Raw genomic sequence first — 25,037 nt, forward strand, 5'->3', positions numbered from 1 at the left:
GCCGCAGACGCAAAAAAGCCGCCGCGCCGCAAGGCCGGCGGCTTCTTTCATGCCGTCTTCAGCGCGACATCCCGCGCGCCGCAATCGGCCACAGCGCGTGCACCGTGCCGCCCTGCAGCAGCACCAGCTCGTCGTGCAGGTTGAATGTCGGGTCCACGTGCGAGGGCAGCAGCTGCAGCACGCTGCCCAGGGCGGGCGCCTGGGCGCCAGGCTCCACGCATACCACGCTGTGCTCGTCATTGATGGCCACGCAGCGCAGGCCCGGCGTGCCGTAGACGGCGGGCGGGCCGCATTCGGCCGAGGTGGATTTCAGGCCCGCATCGAGGATGACGCGGTCCGGCGCGGGCGTGCTCATCACCGTGGACAGCAGGAACAGGCTGCGGCGAAAGGCCAGCGCCCCGCCCCATTCGTTGGCGCCGTAGTCGCCATCCATGAAGGCATAGGAGCCCGGCTGCAGCTCGGTGTAGACGCCGCTGGCCGCATCGAACTCCACGCTGCCCGTGCCGCCGCCCGTGATGGTGTGGCAGGCCAGGCCGTTGTCGCGCAGCAGCTGCGCGCAGGCCGCCGCCCGGCTCGCAGCCTCCTGGCAGGCCTGCGCACGCTCTTCGCGGCTGCGCCGGTGCTGCGCCGCGCCGTGGTAGGCCTGCAGGCCCGCGAAATTCAGGCCCGGCAGGTCACGCGCCTGCCGCGCCAGGGCCAGCACGGCCTCGGGGCCCGTGACGCCGCAGCGGCCCTGGCCCACGTCCACCTCGACCAGCACGTCGATCTCCACGCCCGCCTGCGACATGGCCTCGGACAGCTGCACCAGGTTGGCCGCGTTGTCCACGCACACGGCCATGCGCGCCGTGCGCGCCAGCCGGGCCAGCAGCGCGTGCTTGGCGGGTCCCACCACCTCGTTGCTGATCAGGATGTCGCGCACGCCGGCCGCCACAAAGGGCACGGCCTCGCTCACCTTCTGGCAGCAGATGCCACGCGCGCCCAGCGCCAGCTGGCGCAGCGCGATCTGGGGGCACTTGTGCGCCTTGGCATGCGGGCGCAGCGCCACGCCATGGCGGTCGGCCCAGTCCTGCATGGCGCGCAGGTTGGCATCGAAGGCCGTCAGGTCCAGCGCCAGGCTGGGTGTGTCGATGCGATCGAGCGGATCGCCGGGCCGTGCGGCAGGCTCCAGTGCCAGGCCGCTGGCGTCATCGTGCAAGGGCATGGTGCTGTGCCTCATTCCTGCGGGGGCGCGTACTGGGCGATGACCTCGGCCTCGGTCATGGTCGGCGTCTGGTTGGCGAAGTCGTAGTAGCCGGGCTTTCTGTCGATGTAGATCTGCGTGGCCAGCTCGAAGTCCTGCGACTCGAAGGCGCCGGCCGGCACGAAGTACTCGCCCGTGGCGTGCAGCCGGTAGTACAGGTGCGTGCCGCATTGCCTGCAGAAGGCGCGCTCGGCCCATTCGGAGGAGGCATAGGTGCCTATGTGCTCGCCGCCCTCGAACTTCACATCGGGCCCGCAATGCACCGCCAGCATGGGGCCACCGCCCCAGCGCCGGCAGTACCCACAGTGGCAGGCCCCGATTTCCCGGGCCTGGGGAGAGACAAAGCTGACAGCGCCGCAAAGACAGTGACCGTTCATGGTGCATGGACCTTTCCGTGGGTTGCGAGTACCTGGGATTATTCACAGGTGTCGCGCATCATAGGGGATGGCGGGCCGCCTGCAAATCGCCGCGCCCTACACTGCGCGCCATGCGACTTTTTCATTTCAGCGAAGACGGGGACATCCGGCAGTTCCAACCCCGCCCGGTCCTGAAGGCGGCCCCCCGCCGCCAGGGACAGGAGTGGCTCAACGGCCCCCTGGTGTGGGCCATCGCACAGACGCATCAGCGGCTGTACCTGTTTCCGCGCGAATGCCCGCGCATCGTCATATGGCCGCACGAGCACAGCACCAGCGAAGACAGGGCCCAATGGCTGAACGCCCTGCCCGATGGAGCGCTGGCCGTGGCCTATGTGGAGACCGCCTGGGCCGCGCGCCTGCAAGCGGCCCGGATACACCGGTACGAGCTGCCGGCCGATACGTTTGAAAGCCTGGAGGACGCCGGCATGTACGTGAGCCGGCAGGCCGTGCAGCCCCTGCGCCGGGACCTGCTGGTCGATCTGCCGCAAGCGCTAGCGGAATGCGGCACCGAGCTGCGCATCGTCGATTCGCTGCAGCCGCTGCGCGGCGTCTGGGACAGCTCGCTGCATGCCAGCGGCATACGGCTGCGCAATGCGGCCAGCTGGGCCTGAGCGCCGGACGCCACGGCGACGGCAACCATGGGCAAGCACGTAGGCAAAAACAGGCAATTGCATTCGGACGTACGCTATAGTAACGAACGGTATCAAAAGCACGGTCTGCCGTATGACAAATGGACGACTGGATACCCTCCAGGAGGATACCCAACCGAGGCTGAAATGCACGATGCCATCACCAACCCCACGCAAGCTGCGGTGACCCCGGTGGCGCCAGCCCCCCTGGAAATACCCGATTACGAACTGCTGGAAACCTTGGGATCGGGTGGCTACGGCACCGTCTACCGTGCGCGACACCGGCGCACGGGTGCATCGGTGGCCATCAAGGTCGTCAGGCTGCAGGAAGGCGGCCGCCAGGTGGAGCGCTTCCACCGCGAGACCATGCTGTGCGCGTCCCTGCACCATCCGCACATCGTCCAGTTGCTGGACAAGGGCGAGCAAGGCGACTGCGTCTACGGCGTCTTCGAATATGTGCCCGGCGAGACCCTCAAGAGCCTGATCCGCCGCCAGGGCGTGCTGACTGCCGCCGAGGCCGGCCGCCTCATGGCCGAGGTGCTCGATGCGCTGGACTGCGCGCATGCCGCCGGCATCGTGCACCGCGACCTCAAGCCCGACAACGTGATGGTCACCTCCACGGGCGCGGTGCGCCACGCCATGGTGCTGGACTTCGGCATTGGCACCGTGATCCCGCAGTTTGCCGGCCCGCAGGTCTCGCAGCTCACCATGGGCGACGAGTGCCTGGGCACGCCCGCCTACAGCGCGCCCGAGCAGCTGCGCGGCGAGCCGCCCAGCGCACGCACCGACCTGTATGCCTGGGGGCTGATGTTCCTCGAATGCCTGACGGGCACGCCCGCCGTGCAGGGCGCCTCGGTGGCCGAGATCGTGCACCGCCAGCTCAGCCCGCAGGAAGTGCAGCTGCCGCCGGCCATCTCCACCCACCCCATCGCCACCTTGCTGCGCAAGGCGCTCAAGAAGCGGCCCGCGGAGCGCAGCGACTCGGCGGCGGCCCTGCTCAGGGACCTCATGCGCGTGCGGCTGGACGATCTGGTGGGCCAGTTGCCCGCCGCCGCCCAGGTGCAGCAGGCGGACCTGACACGCACCGTGGCCACCACACGCGTGTTCTCCGAAGTGCGCCAGCTCACCGTGCTGTGCTGCAGCGTCTCCCTGTGGCCGGGCAGCGACATCCACGGCATGGACAGCGCGGCACGCACCGCAGGCCAGCCCTCGCAGGGGCTGAACATCGAGGACATCGAACTGCTGCAGCGCGAGGAACTCACGCTGTTCTCCGACGTTGCCACCCGGCGCGGCGGCATGCTGGCGGGCACGCTGGGCGACCGCATGCTGGTGCTCTTCGGCTACCCGCACACCAGCGACACCGATGCCCGCCAGGCCGGCATGACGGCGCAGGAGCTGCTGACGCTCAGCCGCAGCCGCGCGGCTGCCATCGAGCAGGTCCACGGACTGCACCTCGGAATCCGCATGGGCCTGCACACCGGCATGGCCGTGGTGGTCGGCGGCGAAGCACCCTCGGGCCATGCCGTCAACGTGGCCATGCGGCTGGAGGCCATCGCCGATGCGGGCACCCTGCTGGCCAGCGAAAGCAGCCACCGCCTGCTGTCGCGCCATGCGCGCTTCGAGAAGGCCGGCAGCCTGCGCCTGCCCGGCCAGCCTGCGGGCATGCAGACCTATCGCCTGGAGCTGGAGCAGCCAGCCGAGCTACTGCAGGGACCTGTGTCCGATGCGGCCTTGCAGTGCATAGGCCGCGAACCCGAACTGCAACGCCTGCACGACGCATGGGCGCGGGCCCGCGAAGCCGGGGGCAATGCGCTGTGGATTCGCGGCGAGCCGGGCATCGGCAAATCCTGCCTGGCCGACATGCTGCTCGTCCACGCCAGGACACAGGGCGCGAACACCGTGGTGCTGCAATGCCAGCCCGAGCACCGCAACACCGCGCTGACCCCTTTCCTGGGCCTGATACGGCAGCGGCTGGAGGCGGCAGATCCCCCGCAGGACCACCGCGAACAGATGCGCGAAGCCCTGCGCGCCGCAGGCTGCGATGCCGAGGCCGCCCTGCCCATTCTGTGCGCCTGGCTCTCGCTGCCCCTGGGCGACTGCGAGCCCAGCCGCATCTCGGCCGTCATGCAAAGGGCGCTGCTGCTGCAGTCCACCGCGCAATGGCTGCTGCACATGTCCGAAGCCGAGCCCCTGCTGCTGGTCGTCGAGGACGTGCACTGGGCCGACCCCACCAGCATCGAACTGCTGGAGCAACTGGTAGCGCGCCTGCCCGGGCGGCGCGTGCTGCTGGTGCTCACGGCACGTCCGCAGTGGCAACCGCCCGAGGGCCTGCAGGCCGACTGCGTGGACGTGCGGCGCCTGGAAGACGCCCAGGCCACCGAACTGGCCCGCCAGACGCTGGCACCGCGCCGGCTCAGCCCTGCCGTGATCCGCCACGTGGTGGAACGCACGGACGGCGTGCCGCTGTTCATCCAGGAAATGGCGCGCATGCTGCTGGATGCCCACCTGGTGGAGGAAGACGGCGTCTGGGACTTTCGCCATGCCGAGCTGCCGGCCGCCATTCCGCTCACGCTGCGCGACTCGCTGGTCAGCCGCTTTGACCGCATCGGCCCGCTCAAGCCCCTGCTGCAGCTGGCCGCCACCATGGGCCGGCACTTCGACTTCGACCTGCTGTGCGCCTGCCTGGAACGCCCGCAGGGCGAAGTCGGGCAGGAACTGGCCGCCCTGGGCCAGGCCGGCCTGGTGATTGCCGACGAACGCGCGGGCCCGGGCGCCTACATGTTCCGCCACGCGCTGATCAGGGACACGGCCTACGAATGCATGCTGGTATCGCAGCGCCGGCTGCTGCACCGCGACGTGGCCCTGGCCCTGATGCAGCACCAGCCGCAGCGCGTTGCGGCGGAACCCGCAGGCGTGGCCCAGCACTGGGCGGACGCCGGCGACCACGCCCAGGCCGTGGCCCTGGCCGTGCGGCAGTTGCGCATCACCCAGCTGCGCTCGCTCAACGATGAAACCATTGCCTACGCGCGCCATATCGACGACTGGCTGCAACAGCTCCAGGGCGTGGCCCAGCGCGAGGCGCGGCTGGACGTCAACAGCTACGTGACCCAGGCGCTGATGAACAAGCACGGCTGGGCCCATGCCCAGGTGGTGGAAAGCATCGCGCTGTCGCAGGAGCTGCTGGCCGGCCCGGGCGCCAACGCCGTGGCCGACTACAAGCAGGTGCAGCACCTGTGGATGCTGATCACCTACCACCACGTGGCCAGCAACCGCGAGGAAGTGCGCCAGCTCAGCCACCGGCTGCTGGAGCAGGCCGTGCGCCAGCAGGACACGGGCGTGCTGGTGGCCGCCCAGACCTACCTGGGACTGGCCCACTACTCCGACGGCCGATTCGAGCAGGCCGAAGAAGCGCTGACCGACGCCATCACCCGCTACGACCCCGTGGCCCATGCCCACCATGCGGCCGAGTTCGGCTTCGACACCCGTGTCTGGGCCACCTGCGGGCGCGCCCTGGTGCGCTGGTTCGCCGGCTTCGGGCAGGCCGCGCTGGCCGATGCGGCCGACGCCGTGCGCCTGGCGCACGAGGTCTCGCACATTCCCTCGCTGAGCATGGCCCTGCTCTACCAGGGCCTGGTCCACCAGGCGCGCGGCGACCGGGCCAGCGCGCTGGCCACCACGGGCGAGCTGCTGGACATCACGGCCCGCTACGGCCTGCCAGCGTTCTCGGGCTATGCGGACATCATCCGCTGCTGGGCCCTGGGCGAGGGCACGGCAAGCGAAGACAGCGAAGGCATAGCGCGCGCCAGCGCAACGGCGCAGGTGCTCTGGGACATGGGCTGCCGCTACTGCCAGACCTACTACCGCTCCTTCGTCGCCGAAATGCTGGCGGCCAGCGGGCGCTGGACCGAGGCCCTGGACAAGATCGACGAATGCCTGCGCCTGGCCGACGTGCTGGACGAGCGGCTGCACAGCAGCGAGCTGCACCTGAAGAAGGCCCGCTTCCTGCTGGCCATGGGCGCCGACCACGCGGCCGTGCAGGACAGCCTGGCCCAGGCGGCCGGGACTGCGCGCACTGCCGGCAAGTACCGCACCGAAACCGAGGCACTGGCCCTGTCGCAGGCCCTGGCACCCGCCAGGCCTGACGTGGCCGCGCGCCTGAGTGAGCTGGCCGCGCTGCGGCCTGAACTGTCCGTGCACCTGTCCGGGCCCCTGCCCGGCCAGGCGCATTTTTCTTGAACCGAGGATGAAGTCACATGACCACCCAGCTGCAGAATACTGAACCGTTGCTCGCATTCCGCCTTGCCTACCTGCGGGCCATCGCCCGCTCCTGGCAGGATGACGCCTACCGCCGTGACCTGCTGGGGCAGCGCGACATCCAGCCCATGCTGCACCGCGACTTCAACCTGCCGACCCAGTGGCCCCAGGTCGATGTGTCGCTGCGCCTGAGCGACGACCCCACCCAGCGGGCCGAATGGAAGCCCGTGCTCACGGCCGGCTGGATCGGTCCCGACGATGAATTCGTCATCGTCCTGCCCCAGGCGCCCCAGACCCATGCCTCCGAGGCCCTGGCCGCCTACTACCAGCTGTTCCCCAACTTCATGGGCGTGAGCACCTCGTTCGAGGAGCCGAACAACGGCATGCTCAGGGCTGCCCTGCCCACGGGCCTGGGCATCCCCGGCGGCGGCCCCGACTCGCTGCTGGCCTTCGGCGGCGTGGTGCTGCGCGCCATCGCCCTGGCCTGGCAGTCGCCCGAGTTCCACGCGGAGCTGACGCGCGACGACGGCAAGGACAAGGCCCCCGTGCTGAGCCAATGGCTGGGCTACAACAACCCGTTCAACTTCCAGGTCCGCTTCGAGACCGAACAGGCCTTCACCTGGGACGCCGCGCGCGGCGAATGGAACCTGCAGCGCGCAGACGGCACGGCCATCAAGAACGGCATCGTGCTGAACTACCCGGTGGCACCCGCCGAGCAGGACCTGTGGGCCATCGCCCTCACCTCCTACAACAACACCGGTGACGCCTATCCCTTCACCTGCTGATACGGCACCGGCGCAGCTGCAAGGGGCCACGGCCACCTTGCTGCTGACGCTGGCGGCACGTGCCCGCGCTGCAGGTGCGGCAGCTCCCCCGGAGCTGCACGACCTGCCGCCCTTTGCCGACCCCGAGGCGTGCCGCATCGCGGCGGCGCTGCCCCAGGCCAGCGAGGCGCACGCCGCCGACCCCGCCTTTGTGCGCAGCGTGGTGCTGCGCACGCAGCTGTTCGACCGGCTCACCACGCAATTCCTGAGCGCGCATCCGTCCGGCCTGTGCATTGCGCTGGGCGCGGGCCTGTGCACGCGGCGCAGCCGCCTGGCGGCCCTGGCCGGCACCGCACGCTGGCTGAACGTGGACCTGCCCGACGCCATTGCGCTGCGCGATCAATACATGGACGGCGACGAAACCCGCCTTGCCTGCTCCATCCTCGACACCTCCTGGCTGGACGCCGCCGCCCTGCCCGGCAACCAGCCCGTTCTGGTGCTGCTCGAAGGCGTCTGCCCCTACCTTCCCCGGGCGCCGCTGGAGGCCATGCTGCAGCAGCTGGCCCAGCGTTTTGCCGCGCCCGGCAGCCCGCCGTGTACCGTGGTGCTCGACCATGTGCACCCGGCCCTTGCACGGCTGCCCATGCAAGTGGGCGGCATGCGGCTGCCCGTCGTCTCCGGCTTTGCGGACGGCGCCCAGATGGAGCGCATCCACCCCGCCATCCGCATCAGCCTGCAGGAGCACCTGTATGCCCGGTTCTCGCAGCAGCACCAGCTGTTCGAGACCGCCTTCCACGCCACCACCGGCCAGCATCCGTATGCCGTCGTCCGCCTTGAACTGGGAGCCCCGTCCCTTGCCTGAGCCTGCGGCCCCGGACCTGTTTGCCGACGCCTTCCGCTGGCACGAGAAATTCCTGTCCCCCGTGCAGCAGGGCGACCGCCTTTTGCTGACCAGCGAACGCGACACCCTGGCCCTGGGCTCCGCCGCCGTGCTGGCGCTCAACGCCCCGCTGCAGGCCGGCACCAGCCTCATGCAGCACTGCGCCACAGCGCCCGATGCACCGCTTGCGCAGATGCTGCACGCCCTGGGCGCCCTGCTGCGCCAGGGCCTGGTCCAGCCGGTGCTGCACAGCGGCTTGAACGGCCACGGTTATCTGCAACCGGATTTCTCGGCCCCGCCCGTGCGCCTGCAGGCATCGGAGCAGATCGACATCGTCCTGCTGACTGCAGCGCTGGACAGCACAGCCGCCTGCCACTGGGCTGCGGCCGTGGCCACGCAGTCACCCGCCCCCGCCCCGCTCACCATCGTTTTCTGCGACGACTACCTGGACCCGCGCCTGGGCGCCATCGACGCCGGCCAGCGTGCCGCAGGCCGGCCCTGGCTGCTGGTCCGGCCCGCGGGCGAGCAGGCCATGGCCGGGCCCTTGTTCACGCCCCATGCCGGCACCGCATCGGCCTGCTGGCATTGCCTGGCGCACCGCTGGCAACGCAACCATCCCGCACGCGCCGCGCAAGGCGGCCCGCCGCACGACAGCGGCCGCTGCCCGCCCGTGCGCGCCGGCGCCGACCTCATCGCCACGCGGCTGCAGGCCCTGCTGCCCACGGTGCAGCGCCTGCTGGCGCACACCGATGCGGCGCAAACCGTGTGGACGCTGGAGCCCCCCCAGGCCCACCCCGTGGCCGCCCGCCCGCAATGCCCGAACTGCGGCACACCGGGGCTGATGGCACTGCGCCAACGCGAACCCATTGCGCCAGTTCCCGGCACGCATGCCGCGCGCGCCGACGGCGGCTGGCGCAGCGTGCCGGCCGAGACCACGGTGCAGCGCCTGTCCCGGCACGTCAGCCCGCTGACCGGCGTGATTGCCCGGGTCACGCCGCTGACGGCCGAGACCGACGAAGCGCTCACCGTCTACCGCAGCGAAATCTTCAGAACGCCCGCGCCTGGCAGCGGCTTCCTGGCAGCCCCCCCGACACAGCTGTGCCTGGGCAAGGGCCTGTCGGCCATGCAGGCCCGCGCCAGCGCCATGTGCGAAGCCGTGGAGCGCTACGCCGCCTTCCACCAGGGCGATGAAGCCGTGGTCGTCGCCCCCGCCGCGCAGCTGGATGCGCCCTGCATTCCTCCCACAGCGCTGGCCCGCTTCAGCGACCGGCAGACCGCCCGCTTTGCCACCGACAGGCCGCCGCATGCCGTGGCCCCCGGCGCCGGCCAGGGCGAACCCCTGTGGTGGGCGCCCGCCTGGTCCCTGACCGCCGATGCGCGCCGCTACCTGCCGCTGGGCTTTTGCCTGGCCCATGCGCCCGCGCAAAGCCAGCACCATGTGGGCTGGACCTCCAACGGCTGCGCGGCCGGCAACACGCGGGAAGAAGCCATCCTCCAAGGCTTCATGGAACTGGTGGAGCGCGACGCCGCGGCCATCTGGTGGTACGGCCAGATCCGCAGGCCCGCCATCGCGCTGGACGGCATCGCCGCAGCCACGCGCCAGCGCCTGGCGCGCAGCTGCGGCCCGCAATGGTCGTACTGGCTGCTGGACATCACCCATGACTTCGGCATACCGGTCGTGGTCTGCGTGGGCCGCCACGCGGATACCGGCCATTGGGCCGTGGGCTTTGGCTGCAGCCTGGACCGCGCCCTGGCCTGCGAACGCGCCCTCACCGAAATCAGCCAGCTGATCGCGGCGGGCAAGGGCTTTGCCGTGCCGCAGCAGGTGCAGGCCTTTCTGCATCCGCTGGACGGCACCGATGCGCCGCCGCAACAGCCTGCGCAGCAGGCGGACACCGCGCCGCCGGACGTTGCCCGGGCCATTGCGCACTGCGTGGACATCGCACGGGGCCTGGGCCTGGAAACCATCGTCTACGACCACTCGCGCCCCGACATCCCTCTGTACACCGTCAAGGTCGTGGTTCCGGGCCTGTGCCATATCTGGCCGGAACTGGGCAATCCACGGCTGCGCGACGTGCCCGTGGCCCTGGGCTGGCGCAGCCGGCCGCTGCAGGAATCCGAGTTCAATCCGCAGGCGCTGTACGTTTGACAAACTGAAACGCGCAGCGGGCATGTACTCTCTCGGCTTGGCAACAGGCTGCCGGCTCCGGGCCAATGCGCCCCCAGCCCACCCCCTGTTCACACAAGCCCCAAGGAGAATTCGAGGCGATGGCCCTCTTTCGTAACCAACTCGACGGCAGCATCGTCGTGCTGCGGCCCCTGCATACCTTCGGCCGCCACCCCTCGGTCTGCCAGACCGTCATGAAGGCGCCCGACGTCTCCCAGGTCCACGCCCTGTTCCGCTGGAACCGGCAGACCTGGGAAATCGTGGACCAGAGCCGCAACGGCACCATGCTCAACGGCGTGCGCCTGGTCGCCGGCCGCTGGACCGTACTGACCGTGGGCGCCAGGCTCAGCATGGGCGAAGGCGCAGAAGCGGCCTGGACCGTGCAAGACCTGGGGCCGCCCGTCACCTGCCTGAGCCCCGGCCCGGGCCTGCCCCAGGACGCCCCCCTGGCCCTGAACCCGCGCGGCACCCTGCTGCCCGACGCCCAGGAGCCCGAAGCCAACGTCTTCTTCGAAGACGGCCGCTGGCTGCTGGAGTCCGGCGACGGCACCGAGCCCCTGGTGGACGGCGCCATGGTCCACACCTCCGCAGGCAGCTGGGAATTCGTGCAATGCGACGACCTGGAATCCACGCGGGAAAGCAGCTTCGACCCGCATGCGCCCAAGCCGCCGGACGTGTCCTTTCGCTTCCACGTCAGCCAGAACGAGGAGCACGCCAGCCTGACCGTCATGAGCGACGGCAAGCCCATCGCGCTGGGTGAACGCATACACCACTACACCCTGGTCACCCTGGCCCGCGTGCGCCAGCAGGACGCCCACAAGGGCCTGGCCCCCGCAAGCCAGGGCTGGATAGAGCTCGATGCGCTCTCGCGCATGCTGGGCGTGGATTCGTCGTACGTGAACATCCAGATCTTCCGCGCCAAGCACCAGATCCTCAGCGCCCTGCCCGAATGCGCGGCCTTGCCGGCCCTGGTGGAGCGGCGGCGCGGCAGCCTGCGCTTCGGGGACTTTGCGTTCGAGATCGAGGGCGGCGCGCGCAGCGCCTGAACGGCGAACTGCAACGGAGAACGGCAGGCACACGGCGCATCGCTCGCCGTATGTAATCAGCTGTAATTTTCTTGTTGTGCACACGTCAATAAAGTGGGAACCGGTTCCTGCCGCCTGCGGCAAGGACCTCTCACCCTCCTCCCGGACCGGGTTGCCCGAGTCCACTGGCGCACCTGGAAACCGCAAATGAGCATGGACATGCGACGTGTACTGTTGATCCCCGCCAGCGCGCGGCCCGTTGACCCTGGCCTGGCCAGCCTTTCCATGGACGCACAGGTCTGGGAAAACGGCTATCCCCTGGTCGTCGGCAAGGCCCGCCACGGCCTGCTGCAGGACTTCTGGCGGCACTACTACGGCGAATCCGCCGCCATGTTCGTGGCCTCGGACCAGCTGCTGGAACTGCACAACGACATCATGGCCGCCATCCCCGCCTGCGTGGGCGAGATGCCGGTGCTGCGCTTTCTCAACGACCTCGGAAGAATGTGCCTGCAGGCGCATGGGGACGGCAGCGGGCTGCAGGTCATCGGCGACTGACGAAACGGATGACTCCTGGGGTTGCCGCGCATCCCTGTCGCGGCATTGGGGCGCATGCACAATGGCATGCGCCTTTTTTCGTGCCCGCCCGACCATGAGCAACGCCCCGGATAGCCCCCCTCTTGCCCTGACCGGCAGCTGCCTGTGCGGCGCCATCGCCTATGCACTGCGCTCCACGCCCCAGGCCGTCTCGCACTGCCACTGCCGCATCTGCCAGAAGGCCCACGGTGCCGCATTCGCCACCTACGGTAGCGTGCCGGCAAAGGACCTTGTCTTCACCCGGGGCCAGGAGCAATTGCGCTCCTTTGCCTCATCGCCCGGCATCACGCGCTGCTTTTGCCAGCAATGCGGCTCATCGCTGTCATGGCACAGCCAGCATTACGAAGAAGGCGCATGGATCTCCGTCGCACTGGCCACGCTGGATTCGGAGTTTGTCGTGGGCAGGCAGCGGCATGTGAACCGGGGGGCGGGGATGGCGTGGGTGGATGGTGGGACAAGGTGATCGGGCGGATGGGGTCGGCCAAAAGCGGCCGGATGCCAAGGCCTGCCCGGCCGGTCGACCGGTGGACGACTTGTCCAGTGGCGGCCCTGGGGCGGCACCTATGATGCAGGGCGCGCCAGACGAGCCTGTGCTGGTGGTCTTCTCGGACAAGCAGAACCAGGGCAATCCGGACCGGCCCTTCCAGTACTTATGAACGACAACCCAAGCCAGGCACTCGCAGAGCAGCTGCAGAGCTCCACAAAAAACGTCGATGTGTTCTTGGCGCTGCAAGCGCTGTCCTGCGCTGCCCCCGCAGTGGCTTTCGAGGCCATCACGACATTCATGAGGTCCGCACCGGCAAATCAGCTGCCCCTGGCCCGAAATGCACTGCTGGAGCTGGCGGACCGCGCTCCCGCGCTCCTGGTGAGCGCGACGCTGGACGAAGACGCAAAGGTGGCTGACGCGGCCAGGCAGGCCTTGTTGATCCGTCCCTCCAATGAGGCACTGCCCCTGTACCTGCGCATGGCCAAGTCCAAGAGCGTTGACGAAGCCTGCTCGGGCTGCATGTACCTGGGCCGTATCTCCTCGCCACAGGCCCGGGCGCCTTTGTTCAAGGCCTTGGGCCACCGCAGCGCAGCGGTGCGCGAGTATGCGGCGACATCCATTCACAGCCACGCCGACGAACACTGGATCGCCGACCTGCTGGAGGCCATCCGCACGCTGCGGCGTGAGGAGACCGACAAAAAGAAAGACTTTGGCGAGGTGATCAACACGCTGTGCAGCGCGGTGGTCCAGAAATCCACACACGCCTGCCTGGACCTGCTGATGGAAGGACTCCACGATGCGGACGCCAGAGTCCGCGGGACCTGCATCAGCGCACTGGGGCGCCTGGGCGATACGGCAGCCGTGGTCCCGCTGATCGAGACGCTTGAACACCCGCGCCGCGGGATGCCGCGGGAGCTGAGGACGGCATTGGTCAAGGTGCTTGGCGAGTTGGGCGACGCGCGTGCGATCGCGCCACTGCTGCGTGCCGGAGTGACCGTTGCAGCACCGGCGCTGGGCCCGCTGAAGGCGCAGGAAGCCGTGCCTGAACTGATGGCCGCGCTGGAGCAGGCAAGGACACCGCGCGATGCCGACGAGCTGGCCGAGGTGTTGGCCCAGCTGCAAGGGCCCGGCGAGTCGCAGTGGCCCCGCGCAGGGTTGCGCACGGCGTCGCTGCAGGTACGCCGAGCCGCCGCGCTGCAGCTGGCGCGCACCGCGCCCCAGGAAGCGGCCCAGCATCTGCGCGCCATGCTGCCCCAGCTGTGCGGCGGCGACGCCGTGGGCGTGGCCGAAGCGCTGGCCTTGATGGGCTCAGCAGAGGGTTTCGAAGGCTTCGCGAAGGCATTGGCGGACGACCCCCACCACTGGAATGCCAGCGCCGTGGCGTACGCCTGCCAGAATCTTCGCGGCCCCCAGGTGCAGGCCCTGCTCCTGGGGCTGATACCCGGCATCCGCAACGAATACGTCCACCACGTCTGCAAAGCGCTGGCAGCGCAAGGGGCTGACGTATTGCCTGCGCTGATCGCTGCAGCCCAGGCAGCCGGCGACAGCTTGCGATACCGCTACGTGATGGCGCTTGCCGAATTCCGCGACCCCCAGGGGGCCGGTTTGCTGGCGCCTCTGATGGTCCGCCGCAACCCGTTGCGGGACGCCGCCATTCTGTCGCTGTCAGCCACGCCCAGCGCCGAGGCCAGCGCGGCGCTGGCTGCGGCATTGCTGCAAGCCGAATCGCCGGCTGATGCCCGGCTGATCACCGAAACGCTGGCGAAGGCAGCCACGCGCGAGGCGATTCCCGACCTGATACGGGCGCTGCAGGCCGACCTCGCCACCGAAGAGATATTGGAAGCCTTGGGCCGTCTGGGCAGTCTGGGCGACCAGGCGGTTGTGCCTGCACTGATCGATCAACTGAGCAGCCCCAACGCGCGCCGCCGCCAGGCAGCAGCCATGGCGCTGGGGCAGATCGCGGACCCTGCGGCAGGGGCACCGCTTGTCCGCCTGCTGCTGAAAGAGTTTCATCTGGAGGTGGCGCAGGCCGCAATGCAAGCCTGGCTGGCCATGGGCGCGCAAGATGGTGGCGTACTCGATGGGCTGGGCGCGCCGGGCACGCGCGCATTCCTGTTGGCCAGTGCCAGACAGCTGCGCAGGGAACGCTGACACGCACATCCCCGCACGGATTGCGGTGCGCCCGGTCAGGATCTGCCATCGCTGTAGAGCCGGCATTTGGTGCGGCTGCTTGAGGCTGAGAGCTGCCCGGCCCCTTGACGAAGATTCACCGTGCCTTCAGGCAAAATCCAGACGATCGGGAAAGCTTGGCGTCAGGTCTGCCGGGAAGCCGAACTTGAAGAAGGGAACAGTATCAATGGCACTGACGAAAAAGGGCGAGTTCTGGTACGGGACAACGTCCGGCGACACCCAAGCCGAGCTGCGCAGCTACAGCGTTGCGAATCGCCATGAGGCCGTCCGGTTTGCCTCGTCCAAATGCGATTGCGGCTGCCGGACTTTTGCGCTGCAGACGGATGAAGAAGCCGGCGTGGCCATCCGCACCTGCACCGACTGCGGGCAGGAACACCTGATGGGCGACAGCGCGGAACATGTTGAAGAGGCCACCCCTGAGGCACACGAGTGCGTGTGCGAGAACGAGACGTTCGAACTGATGTCCGGCGTCTCCGTGTACGAAGGCACACACGACGTGCGCTGGTACTACATCGCTTGCCGCTGCGTGGAGTGCAATCTGGTTGGGGTCTTCGCAGACTGGAAGTGTGAAGCGGGTGATGCAGCGGCCTTCCTCGCCAAGGTATGAGCGCGCGGGATCAAGACGCGCTGCTCAAAGATCTGGTCAAGCGGGTTTGCCGGGTGCATGCAGGCGATAGCGCAAAAAGCGAGTCCCCTCGATATCCAGTGCGCCATCTGGCCGAAATCCCAGCTTGAGAATCCCTTTTATTCTGGTTCTTGAAGGTGGCAGCAAAATCGTGATGGAGCTCAGCCCCAAGCCAGTGAATGCACGTTTCACTATCTCTTGATAGATGGCTTTGCCACTTCCCCAGAATTTGGGGTGAAGCACCAAAGCGAGGTCGGCATCACCTTCCTCGTACTGCAAACCGCCCCAGCCGGCAAATTGCTGATCAATTTCAAACGCCCATGGCCCATAGCCGTATTGCTGCCACTGGGCATCCTTTTGCCGAGCCCATTCATTTGCTTTCGCCAGGTCGAAATTCGCACTTCCAAGCGGCATTTGTCGCAGCACATCTGGATTGTTGTTCAGCGAAACAATGTGAGCCGGATCAACTTCAGTGAGCCGCTTAAATTTCAAATTCATGCCTGTATCTGGTTGTCTATCCATCAAATTCAAAGCCTACCAAAACGGTGGTTGCCGACCGTCTATCTGAGCGTCAACCAAGGGGCAGCAGTCCACAGTGCGGGGTTGCTGCCGCTGCAAGCCAAGGCTTCACTTTCTGATCGGCGGTGCGCAACCACTGCTCGACGCTCGGCAACGCACCGCCACCAGACCCGCTGCCAGCAGCGAAAGCAACGCCAGCGCCCAGGGGCCGAGCGCGGGGATGGCCTGCGGGGCCAGCAGCACGGGCAGGCCGGGGTCGGTGATCTGGTTGGGCACGGAATCGCTGTCACCCACGCCGCCATCGGCCAGGGTGAAGGTCACGCTCAGGCCGTCGGGCGCAAACTGCGCGCCGGGCAGCGCATACCAGTGCGGCTGCGCGCAGGCAGCGCCGGTGCAGCCCAGCCCATCGGGGCTGGGGCCGTATTTGTAATAAACGGCCCCCTGCGGCACTGGTGTGGTGAAGTGCACGGTCACCTGTGCATCTGCATTGCCAGCGACACGCCCCAGCACCAGGCCCAGCGGCGCGTGCACCGCACGCACATGGGACGGCAAGGGCGCGGGCAAGGTGGAGGCAAAGGCGGCGCTGCTGATCTCCCAGCCGTTCGCACTGTCCACCTCCACCGCCCCCAGATTGCCGTTGCCGCCCGCACCCTGCCACGGTGCGCTGCACTGCTGCGCTGCGCCGCCATATTCACCGCTGCACTGCCATTTGTGTTGGCCGCCGGCGGATAGCACGGTCCCTGGCGTACCCGTGGCGCACAGATTCGCGCTGGGCTTGAAGGCCACAGCGCCGTTGGCCGCTGAGCCGCAGGTCGCATCGACCGGGTCGTGGGTGAACGTGGCCGAAACGCTGCGCGGACTGGTCACGTTGGTGAGCTGGCATGCTCCCGTGCCCGCGCAATCGCCTGACCAACTGGTGAAGTGATAGCCCGCATCGGGCGTGGCGGTGCAGCTTGCGTCCTGGCCGTGGGTGACGGGGTTGGGCGCGCAGGTGACCGTGCCGTTGGCCGGGGCGGGGGTGATGCTGATGGGGTATGTGTTCAGCGCGAAGGTGGCACTCACGCTGCGCGGGCTGGTCACGTTGGTGAGCTGGCATGCACCCGCCCCCGCGCAATCGCCTGACCAACTGGTGAAGTGGTAACCCACATCAGGCGTGGCGGTGCAGCTTGCGCCCTGGCCGTGGGTGACGGGGTTGGGCGTGCAGGTGACCGTGCCGTTGGCCGGGGCGGGGACGATGCCGATGGAATAGGTGTTGAGCACAAATGTGGCACTCACGCTGCGCGGGCTGGTCACGTTGGTGAGCTGGCAGGTGCCCGTGCCCTCGCAATCGCCCGACCAACTGGTGAAGTGATAGCCCGCATCGGGCATGGCGGTGCAGCTTGCGTCCTGGCCGTGGGTCACGGGGTTGGGCGTGCAGGTGACCGTGCCGTTGGTGGTGGCGGGGGCGATGCTGATGGGGTAGGTGTTCAGCGCGAAAGTGGCACCCACGCTGCGCGGGCTGGTCACGTTGGTGAACTGGCATGCCCCCGTGCCCGTGCAATCGCCTGACCAACTGGTGAAGTGATAGCCCGCATTGGGCGTGGCGGTGCAGCTTGCGTCCTGGCCGTGGGTGACGGGGTTGGGCGTGCAGGTGACCGTGCCGTTGACGGCGGCGGGGGTGGCGATGGAGTGGGTGTTGGGCGTGAAGGTGGCCGAGACGGTGCGCGACGCGGTCACGCTGGTGAACTGGCATGCACCCGTGCCCGTGCAATCGCCCGACCAACTGGTGAAGTGGTAGCCCGCATCGGGCGTGGCGGTGCAGCTTGCATCCTGGCCGTGGGTGACGGGGTTGGGCGTACAGGTGACTGTGCCGTTGGCCGGGGCGGGGACGATGCCGATGGAATAGGTGTTGAGTACAAATGTGGCACCCACGCTGCGCGGGCTGGTCACGTTGTAGAGAATGCACGCGCTGGCAGTGCCCGCGCAATCGCCCGACCAATGGGTGAAGTGGTAGCCCATCGCGGGCGAGGCGACGCAGATGGTGTCTTGCCCATGGGACACGGGGTTGGCCGTGCAGTTCACGCTGCCGCCGGTGACGGCAGGGGTGGCGATGGCGTAGGTAATCGGCGCGAAGGTGGCTCCCACGCTGTGCGCGCTGGTCACGTTGGTGAACTGGCATGCACCCGTGCCCGCGCAATCGCCCGTCCAGCCGGTGAACTGAAAGCCCGTTTGCGGCGTGGCAGTGCAGCCAGCGGCCTGGCCGTGGGGCACGGGATTGGGCGTGCAAGACATGCTCCCGCCCGTGGTGGCAGTGGTAGTGATGGCGTAGGTGATGAGCGTCGTGTTGGCAGAGACGGTGGTAGCCCCGAGCACCACGGGCTGGCAAGCCCCCGTGCCGCTGCAGGCGCCGCCCCAACCGCTGAAGGGGCGGGCGACAGGGTCGTGCGCCGTGGCCGTGCAGGTGGCGCTGGAGCCATGGGTCACGGGGTTCGGGGTGCACTGTGCGCTGGCGATGCCCGCATCCGTGTTGACTGTCACCATGTACTGGCGCGGTGCCAGGCAAGCGGCCGTGGTGCCGCCGCTGATGCCCGCGCAATTCCAGCGGAAGGCATCGGACGCGGCAGACTGGTTGGTGGCCGAACCGGCGCTGCACAAGAGGGTTGGCAAGGTGAGCGAAGGCGCAGTGCTGCCACACGCGCCATTGGTGGGCGGCGGGGCGAAGGTGGCGCTGATGGTGCAATTGCCGGTAATGGTCGCAGTGGTGTAGGTGTTGCCCGCAAGCGATCCGCCGCAGCCGCTGACCTGCACCGTATAGCCCGGTGGCGTGGTGAGCGTGAAGCTGGCCTGCTGCCCCGCCGCTACATCGCGCCCCGCCTCGATGCTGCCGCCGCCCGTGGCCTGGGAGGTAACGAGGTAGGCGCGAGGCACGGAGCATTGCGGCGAAGGGTTGCCGCCGTAGCTGCTCTGGCACACCCAGGAGAAGGAGTAGGTTTCACCCATCACGCCGCTGGTCGTGCCCACGCTGCACAGCAAGGCGTCTGGCGGATAACGGCGAGGCGTGGTGCTGCTGGCACTGCCGCACACGCCATCGAGCTGCACGGAGCCGGCCTCGACCGTCATCCCGATGGAGGTCTGCGGCTCGGCCACCCAGGCCGGCTTGTGGCTCGCGCCTGAATACCAGGTCAGCCCGTCGTTGGTGGCCGTGGTGATCTGGCGGCGGATCATGGTCTGGCCGATGCTGCGCACCACCACCCAGGCAAAGTCGCCCGCCGCCACGATGCGGTCGCCCGTGAACACGCGCATGCCCGGCGTGGCCGCGTCGGCGGTGAAGGGGGCACAGGCCGTCATGTCCACGAACGGCGTGGCGGCGCTGGCGTCGGTTGCGCACACTTGCAGCTCGAACTGGTCGATCTGGGTGAGATTCATCTTCACCTGCGTGATGCGCAGCGACTGGCTGCCAATCGGGATGCGGTTGGCCACCCACAGTTTGGTGTGGTAGCTGGAGTTGTGCTGGATGAGCCACGGGTCATTGGCGGCTGCCAGGTTGTCGAATACCGTGACTGCACCAGCAGACACTGAAGCCGCCGCCGTCAGCAGCAGCATGGCAATTCGAAGGGCAAGGGTTTTCATGGCGATGGGGTGGGTGGGTGGAGCGGTGTTCCACCCAGCCGCGATCGGCCATGAAAAATGCTTTCAGCACTTGTGTATCAAGCGCTGAAAGCCATGTTGATGCAAGCGTGTGGCACGGGTGGATGCGCACTGCCGGCCATCTTGCGGGCGCGCAGCCCTGGCGGCTTGACTGTGCGTTCGTGCCGCGCTTGACTGGACGTTTCGCAAGCCTCACCCCCCCAAAAAAAGGGGCGTTCCCCTCCCCTCCCGCGCTATCATCCGCCCCGGCCCCCTGTCCCGGGGCTGATGCTTCAAAACATCCGTCGTATAGCGGCACAGCCTCTCCGAAAGCGAGGCTTGGTACACCGAATCCATCAGTCAACGCAGATGCGATGGCCTGTGGATTCGATCCGCAATGGAGCACGGAACAATGAACGCCGTTTCTCTCGCCTGCGCGCCGTCTTTTGGCGCAGCCCCTCCCTCATGCCAGGCCTTTGTGCCCGGCCAACTGCGGAGGGACATGGCATGAACCCCGCCCAGCCCTCCCCCACCACGGACAGCCACAGCACCCGGCAGCTGTCCAACGCCCTCACCCAGGTGGACAATCTCGTGCAGCAAGGCTGTGCAGAAATCTCCGCCATCGCCCAGTTGGCCCTGGCATGGCTGGAGCCCCCCAAGGGCCATCGCCACCTGGACGTGGTGGCCCGCGCCCTGCAAAGCATCCGCGACAGCGCCGACACGCTGGCCGACTACGCCGGCACCGAGGCCCAGACCATGGGCTGCGGATCTGCCATGGCGCGCACTTCATGGCCCGGCCTGTGTTGATGGTCCGGCCACGGGCTGCGACGCTCATCCAGGCTCAGGCGCCCTGCGGCAGATAGCTTGGCCGGGCCGCCGTCATGCCGCGCTTGACCTGCTGGGTGAGCTCGTCGGCCAGCACTTCATCGAGCCCGGCCTCCAGTCCGTCCAGCGCGCGGCTGACGATGTCCTCGGGGCTGGACTTCGGTGCGTCAAGCCCGCGCGTGAGGTCGGTATCGACATAGGCCATGTGCAGGCCCAGCACCTGTGTCTTCTGCCCTGCAAGCTCGCTGCGCAGGGCGTTGGTGAGCGACCAGGCGGCCGACTTGCTGGCCGAGTAGGCGGCCAGTTCGCCGCCATTGACCCAGGAGGCCACCGACAGCACATTGAGCAAGGCCCCGCCGCCGTTGGCCTTGAGAACCGGCGCAAAGGCCTGGCTCATGCGCAGCACGGCGAAGAAGTTGGTCTCGAAGATGCGCCTGGCGACCTCTTCGCTGTCGGGCGCCAGAAAGCCGCCGGGCTGCGCGATGCCGGCGTTGTTGATCACCAGCGTGACGTCCGACGCCTGCGCTGCGGCGGCGGCCACGTCCTGCGGGCGGTTCACGTCCAGCTGCAGGGCATGCACGCCGGGCTGGGTGACGGTGGCGGGGTCGCGCGCGCCGGCGTAGACCTTGCGGGCGCCACGGGCAAGCAGCTCGCGTGCGAAGGCCAGGCCGATGCCGCGATTGGCACCGGTGACGAGAACAACAGCGTTTTCAATTTTCATGGAGCACTCCAGGGGTGGGGGGAAACAGATTCAACGGATCTTGATGACGACCTTGCCCTTTGCGTGGCCGGCTTCGGCATAGGCAAGGGCCTCGTTGGTGGACTCGAATGCGAAGACCTTGTCCACGACCGGGCGGATGGCGCCCGCCTCGATGAGGCGGGTGATCTCGCGCAGCTGGCCGCCGTCGGCCTTCATGAAGAGAAAGGAGTAGTCAATGCCACGGCTTCGCGCCCGGCGCCTGATGCCGGAGCTGAGCAGCCGCATCACCAGCTTCACGAACAAGGGCGCCGCGATTGCCCTGCCAAATGCGGGATCGGGCGGGCCGGAGATGGAGATCAGCTTCGCGCCGCCCTTGAGCACGCGCAGGGATTTGCCAAGCGTCTTGCCGTCCTGGCTGTTGAGCACCACGTCGTAGTCGTGCAGGACGTCCTCGAAGTCCTGCGTGCGGTAGTCGATGACGACATCCGCGCCCAGGCCCCTGACCAGCTCGAAGTTGGCCGCGCTCGTCGTGGTGGCCACAGCGGCGCCCAGGTGCCGGGCCAGCTGGATGGCGAACGTGCCCACGCCGCCGGAGCCGGCCTGGATGAAGACCTTCTGCCCCCTGGCCAGCCGTGTCGTCTCGACCAGGACCTGCCAGGCCGTCAGGCCCACCAGGGGAATGGAGGCGGCCTCTTCCATCGTGAGCCCCTTGGGCTTGGGCGCCAGCGATGATTCCCTGACCGGCACGAACTCCGCGAACGTGCCGATCCGGAAATCGTCCGTGCGTGCATAGACCTCGTCACCGGGCTTGAACTGCCGCACGCGCGGGCCGGCCTTGACCACCACGCCGGCCACGTCGTGGCCCAGGATCAGGGGCAGGCGATAGGGCAGGATGAGCTTGAATTGCCCGTCTTTGATCTTGGAGTCCAGCTGGTTCACGCCTGCGGCATGGACCTGGACCAGGACTTCGTCGTCACGCAGCTGCGGCTCGGGTACGTCTGCCAGCTGCAAGGCGCGGTTCGCTCCATAGCTTTCCAGAATGAATGCCTTCATGGCTCTCCTTTATATGATGATCATCATATGTAAAGACGAAAAAAATCCAGGCACATGCACTGGGCATGCGCCATCACTGGCTGGCCGGCGCCAGGTGCTTGAGTGCTGCCTCGCGCAGGCTGTCGGACAGGGCCGGATCGTCCACCGCCCGTGCCAGCAGCAGGCTGCCGACCATGGTGGACAAGGTGACGAGCGCGCGCTCGTGGGCACCGGGCTGTCCCCAGTCCGGTGATTGGCGGGCGATGAGATCGACCATTTCCTTGATGTGGCCCGTGGCCACGCGGCGCACCTCCGGCGCCTGGCGCGAGGTCTCGGAACCCAGGGCCGCCAGGGGGCAGCCCACCTCGGCGCGCTGGACATGTTCCTTGGAAAGATAGGCGGCCAGCATGGCATGCAGCGCCATGCCGGGCGGCGCCTTGGCCACCACGTCGGCGACAGCGGCACAGGACTCGGCGCAGGCCTTGCCCGCAGCTTCCGCCAGCATGGCGTCGCGCGAGGCGAAATGGGCGTAGAAGGCGCCATGCGTCAGGCCCGCCTCCTTCATGATGTCAGCCACCCCGGTGCCGCCATAGCCGCTGCGGCGGATGGCACGCGCCGCCACGGAGACGATGCGCTCATGCGTGGCCTCCTTGGCGGAAGCCCGGGTGCTGGAATTGGTGTTTCGCATGATGGTCATCATACATTGTTTGCGCCATGCACGCGCCGCAGATGGGACATCCGCCCGCAGCCATTGCATGGACAATCCCGGCATGTCTGCTGCTGCTTCACACCACAATCCATCCCGCCCCGTGCTCATTGCCGGCGGCGGCATCGGTGGCATGGCCACTGCCCTCACGCTGCACCAGATCGGCGTGCCCTGCATCGTGTTCGAGTCGGTGGCGCAGCTGCAGCCGCTGGGCGTGGGCATCAACCTGCAGCCGAACGCGGTGCGGGAACTGCATGACCTGGGCTTCGGCAACGATGTGCTGGACACCATCGGCCTGCAGGCCCGGGAATGGGCGCTGGTCGGGCGCAACGGCAACGAGGTGTATGCCGAGCCGCGCGGGCTGCAGGCCGGCTACCGCTGGCCGCAGTACGCGGTGCACCGGGGGCAGCTGCAGATGATGCTGTTCAACGCCGTCAGGCAGCGCCTGGGCGACGACGCCGTGCAGCTGGGCCGGCGCGTGGTGGGCTACCGGCAGGATGCCGAGGGCGTGACCGCCCTCATCGACACCCGCGATGGCCAGCGGCTGGAGGTGCAGGGCTCGCTGCTGGTGGCGGCCGATGGCCTGCACTCGGCCGTGCGCGCGCAGATGCACCCCGCGCAGCCGCCCATACAGTGGGGCGGCGCCATCATGTGGCGCGGCACCACGCCCGGGGTGCCGGTGCGCACCGGCGCGTCCTTCGTGGGCGTGGGCTCGCTGCGCCATCGCGTGGTGCTGTATCCCATCACGCCGCCGGACCCCGTCACGGGCCTGGCCACCATCAACTGGATCGCCGAGATCACGGTGGACAACCAGGGCGGCTGGCGGCAGGGCGACTGGAACCGGCGCGTGGCGCTGGAGGAATTCATCCACCACTTCGACGGCTGGGACTACGGCTGGCTGGACGTGCCGGCCATGCTGCGCGGCGCCACGGATGTCTTCGAGTACCCCATGATCGACCGCGACCCCGTGCCCACCTGGGTGGACGGCCGCGTGGCCTTGCTGGGCGATGCGGCGCATGTGATGTACCCGGTGGGCTCCAATGGCGCCAGCCAGGCCATCGTGGACGCGCGCGTGCTGGGTGCGCAGTTCCTTGCCCACGGCGTGGGCCCGCAGGCGCTGCGCGCCTATGACGACAAGCTGTGCAAGGACCTCTCGGCGCTGGTGCTGCGCAACCGGGGGGCCGGCCCCTTCGGCCTGCTGGGGCTGGTGGACGAGCGCTGCGGCGGCGTCTTCGACCATATCGACGAGGTGCTGCCACGCGAGGAGCGCGAGGGCTTCATGGCCCGGTACAAGGCCGCTGCCGGCTTTGCGATCGAGACGCTCAACGCCGCGCCCCCCACCATTGCGCCGGGGCAGCGCGTGGCCGGGGCCTGAGCCCTTGTGCGGCGGCAAGGGCCGCGAGTCGCCATAATCGGCCCTTGCCCCTGGCAGCCATCCCCAGATTTACATCACAGACCCAGCAGGAAGACCCCATGCCGATCCAATCCATTCTGAAATCCACCGTGGTGGCACTGGCGATCGTGGGCAGCGGTTCGCTCTTTGCGCAGGGCGCGCCCCTGAACACAGCGGCGTTCGACGCCCTGATTGCGCAAGGCCCCGTCGCCGACGCCGCGACCATCGCATCGAGCACCTGGGCCAGCAAGATCAAGCAGGCCGGCACGCTGCGCCTGGGCAGCACCCAGACCTCCAATCTGTTTTCCCTGCTCAACGAGAAGGACGGCAAGATCCGCGGCTTCGACGCAGGCCTGGCCCAACTGCTCACGCGCTACATCCTGGGCGATGCCTCCAAGTACCAGTTCGCGCAGGTCACCTCGTCCACGCGCGAGCAGGTGCTGATCAACAACCAGGCGGACATGGTGATTGCCACCTACTCCATCACCCCTGCCCGTGCCGAGAAGATCTCGTTTGCCGGCCCCTACTACACCTCGCAGGCCGGGGTGCTGGTCAAGGCAAGCAACAAGACCGTGCAGTCGTACAGCGATCTGGGCGGCAAGAAGGTCGCCACGCAGGCCGGCTCCACGGGGCCTGCCATCCTGGCGCAGCACGCGCCCAAGGCGGTCGTGCAGGAGTTCCAGACGCACCAGGAAGCGCTGGACTCCCTGCGCCAGGGCCGCGTGGACGCCTATGTGACCGACTACACCCTGCTGCTCAACACCCTGAGCCTGGGCACCGGCGACGCGCGGCTGGCGGGCGCGCCCTTCGGCACGCAGGATTCCTATGGCATCGGCCTGCCCAAGGGCTCGGACGGCGTGGCCTTCATCAACGCCTTCCTGAAGAAAATCGAAGCCGACGGCACCTGGGCCAAGCTGTGGACCATCTCCATCGGCCAGCGCACCGGCAGCACGGCCGTTCCCACGCCGCCCGCCCTGCCCTGAGC

Annotated in this window: 20 protein-coding genes; 13 read left to right on the forward strand and 7 right to left on the reverse strand. The window is 68.2% G+C overall.

From position 1 onward, the window contains the following. Positions 1-58: 58 nt before the first annotated feature. Positions 59-1,201 (reverse strand): DSD1 family PLP-dependent enzyme, encoded by a 1,143-nt coding sequence (locus tag ACF8NF_RS11580; RefSeq protein WP_392450618.1) that lies wholly within the window; start codon positions 1,199-1,201, stop codon positions 59-61. Between the two features lie 11 nt (positions 1,202-1,212). After that, complete coding sequence (locus ACF8NF_RS11585; protein WP_016446370.1) at positions 1,213-1,617, reverse strand: GFA family protein; 405 nt, start codon at positions 1,615-1,617, stop codon at positions 1,213-1,215. Positions 1,618-1,727: 110 nt separating this feature from the next. On the opposite strand from ACF8NF_RS11585, the gene ACF8NF_RS11590 reads away from it, so the two are divergent. The 10 genes from ACF8NF_RS11590 to ACF8NF_RS11635 all read left to right on the forward strand — a co-directional run bounded on the left by ACF8NF_RS11590 (position 1,728) and on the right by ACF8NF_RS11635 (position 15,253). Next, positions 1,728-2,267: a DUF6886 family protein gene (locus ACF8NF_RS11590; RefSeq protein ID WP_016451480.1), complete on the forward strand. Its 540-nt coding sequence runs from the start codon at positions 1,728-1,730 to the stop codon at positions 2,265-2,267. Between the two features lie 165 nt (positions 2,268-2,432). After that, positions 2,433-6,521, forward strand: coding sequence for a TOMM system kinase/cyclase fusion protein (locus tag ACF8NF_RS11595; protein ID WP_392450619.1), 4,089 nt, complete (start codon positions 2,433-2,435; stop codon positions 6,519-6,521). A 17-nt stretch (positions 6,522-6,538) separates the two neighbouring features. After that, a complete protein-coding gene (locus ACF8NF_RS11600) occupies positions 6,539-7,324 on the forward strand; it encodes a BMA_0021/BMA_0022 family TOMM bacteriocin (RefSeq protein WP_016446373.1) in 786 nt (261 codons plus the stop codon). Further along, the gene (locus ACF8NF_RS11605; protein ID WP_392450620.1) at positions 7,299-8,165 is read left to right on the forward strand and encodes a class I SAM-dependent methyltransferase; all 867 of its coding nucleotides are present in this window, start codon (positions 7,299-7,301) and stop codon (positions 8,163-8,165) included. Before ACF8NF_RS11600 ends, ACF8NF_RS11605 begins: the two co-directional genes overlap by 26 nt. Further along, positions 8,122-10,332, forward strand: coding sequence for a TOMM precursor leader peptide-binding protein (locus ACF8NF_RS11610; protein ID WP_392450621.1), 2,211 nt, complete (start codon positions 8,122-8,124; stop codon positions 10,330-10,332). The genes ACF8NF_RS11605 and ACF8NF_RS11610 overlap by 44 nt, the downstream gene beginning before the upstream one ends. A gap of 119 nt (positions 10,333-10,451) precedes the next feature. Further along, complete coding sequence (locus tag ACF8NF_RS11615) at positions 10,452-11,396, forward strand: FHA domain-containing protein (RefSeq protein WP_016446376.1); 945 nt, start codon at positions 10,452-10,454, stop codon at positions 11,394-11,396. Positions 11,397-11,594: 198 nt separating this feature from the next. Then, positions 11,595-11,930 (forward strand): hypothetical protein, encoded by a 336-nt coding sequence (locus ACF8NF_RS11620; RefSeq protein ID WP_223275358.1) that lies wholly within the window; start codon positions 11,595-11,597, stop codon positions 11,928-11,930. A gap of 94 nt (positions 11,931-12,024) precedes the next feature. Next, positions 12,025-12,432: a GFA family protein gene (locus tag ACF8NF_RS11625; RefSeq protein ID WP_016446377.1), complete on the forward strand. Its 408-nt coding sequence runs from the start codon at positions 12,025-12,027 to the stop codon at positions 12,430-12,432. A 189-nt stretch (positions 12,433-12,621) separates the two neighbouring features. Next, the gene (locus ACF8NF_RS11630) at positions 12,622-14,607 is read left to right on the forward strand and encodes a HEAT repeat domain-containing protein (RefSeq protein WP_392450622.1); all 1,986 of its coding nucleotides are present in this window, start codon (positions 12,622-12,624) and stop codon (positions 14,605-14,607) included. Positions 14,608-14,812: 205 nt separating this feature from the next. Further along, on the forward strand, positions 14,813-15,253 hold the full coding sequence (locus ACF8NF_RS11635; protein ID WP_043793056.1) for a hypothetical protein: 441 nt from the start codon (positions 14,813-14,815) through the stop codon (positions 15,251-15,253). A 36-nt stretch (positions 15,254-15,289) separates the two neighbouring features. On the opposite strand, the gene ACF8NF_RS11640 is transcribed toward ACF8NF_RS11635, so the two are convergent. Continuing rightward, positions 15,290-15,769 (reverse strand): GNAT family N-acetyltransferase, encoded by a 480-nt coding sequence (locus ACF8NF_RS11640; RefSeq protein ID WP_074931903.1) that lies wholly within the window; start codon positions 15,767-15,769, stop codon positions 15,290-15,292. Between the two features lie 129 nt (positions 15,770-15,898). Then, positions 15,899-19,399, reverse strand: coding sequence for an IPTL-CTERM sorting domain-containing protein (locus ACF8NF_RS11645; RefSeq protein WP_392450623.1), 3,501 nt, complete (start codon positions 19,397-19,399; stop codon positions 15,899-15,901). Positions 19,400-19,903: 504 nt separating this feature from the next. Here ACF8NF_RS11645 and ACF8NF_RS11650 point away from each other — a divergent pair. Beyond that, positions 19,904-20,203, forward strand: coding sequence for a hypothetical protein (locus tag ACF8NF_RS11650; RefSeq protein WP_392450624.1), 300 nt, complete (start codon positions 19,904-19,906; stop codon positions 20,201-20,203). A 34-nt stretch (positions 20,204-20,237) separates the two neighbouring features. On the opposite strand, the gene ACF8NF_RS11655 is transcribed toward ACF8NF_RS11650, so the two are convergent. The 3 genes from ACF8NF_RS11655 to ACF8NF_RS11665 form a co-directional block, all read right to left on the reverse strand. Beyond that, the gene (locus ACF8NF_RS11655) at positions 20,238-20,942 is read right to left on the reverse strand and encodes an SDR family oxidoreductase (protein ID WP_016446383.1); all 705 of its coding nucleotides are present in this window, start codon (positions 20,940-20,942) and stop codon (positions 20,238-20,240) included. 30 nt (positions 20,943-20,972) lie between these two features. Further along, positions 20,973-21,974, reverse strand: a complete 1,002-nt coding sequence (locus ACF8NF_RS11660) for an NADP-dependent oxidoreductase (protein WP_392450625.1) — start codon at positions 21,972-21,974, stop codon at positions 20,973-20,975. Positions 21,975-22,047: 73 nt separating this feature from the next. Further along, positions 22,048-22,653: a TetR/AcrR family transcriptional regulator gene (locus ACF8NF_RS11665; RefSeq protein WP_392450626.1), complete on the reverse strand. Its 606-nt coding sequence runs from the start codon at positions 22,651-22,653 to the stop codon at positions 22,048-22,050. A gap of 70 nt (positions 22,654-22,723) precedes the next feature. On the opposite strand from ACF8NF_RS11665, the gene ACF8NF_RS11670 reads away from it, so the two are divergent. Together ACF8NF_RS11670 and ACF8NF_RS11675 are read left to right on the forward strand one after the other, a co-directional pair. Next, positions 22,724-24,034 carry a flavin-dependent oxidoreductase gene (locus tag ACF8NF_RS11670; protein WP_016446386.1) on the forward strand — a complete coding sequence of 437 codons (1,311 nt, stop codon included), beginning with the start codon at positions 22,724-22,726 and terminating at the stop codon, positions 24,032-24,034. Positions 24,035-24,132: 98 nt separating this feature from the next. Then, entirely contained in the window at positions 24,133-25,035 is a 903-nt protein-coding gene (locus tag ACF8NF_RS11675; protein ID WP_016446387.1) for a glutamate ABC transporter substrate-binding protein, read from the forward strand. Positions 25,036-25,037 lie beyond the last annotated feature (2 nt).

The sequence above is a fragment of the Delftia sp. WSY_22 genome, assembly GCF_043104185.1.
Lineage (GTDB): Bacteria > Pseudomonadota > Gammaproteobacteria > Burkholderiales > Burkholderiaceae_C > Comamonas > Comamonas tsuruhatensis.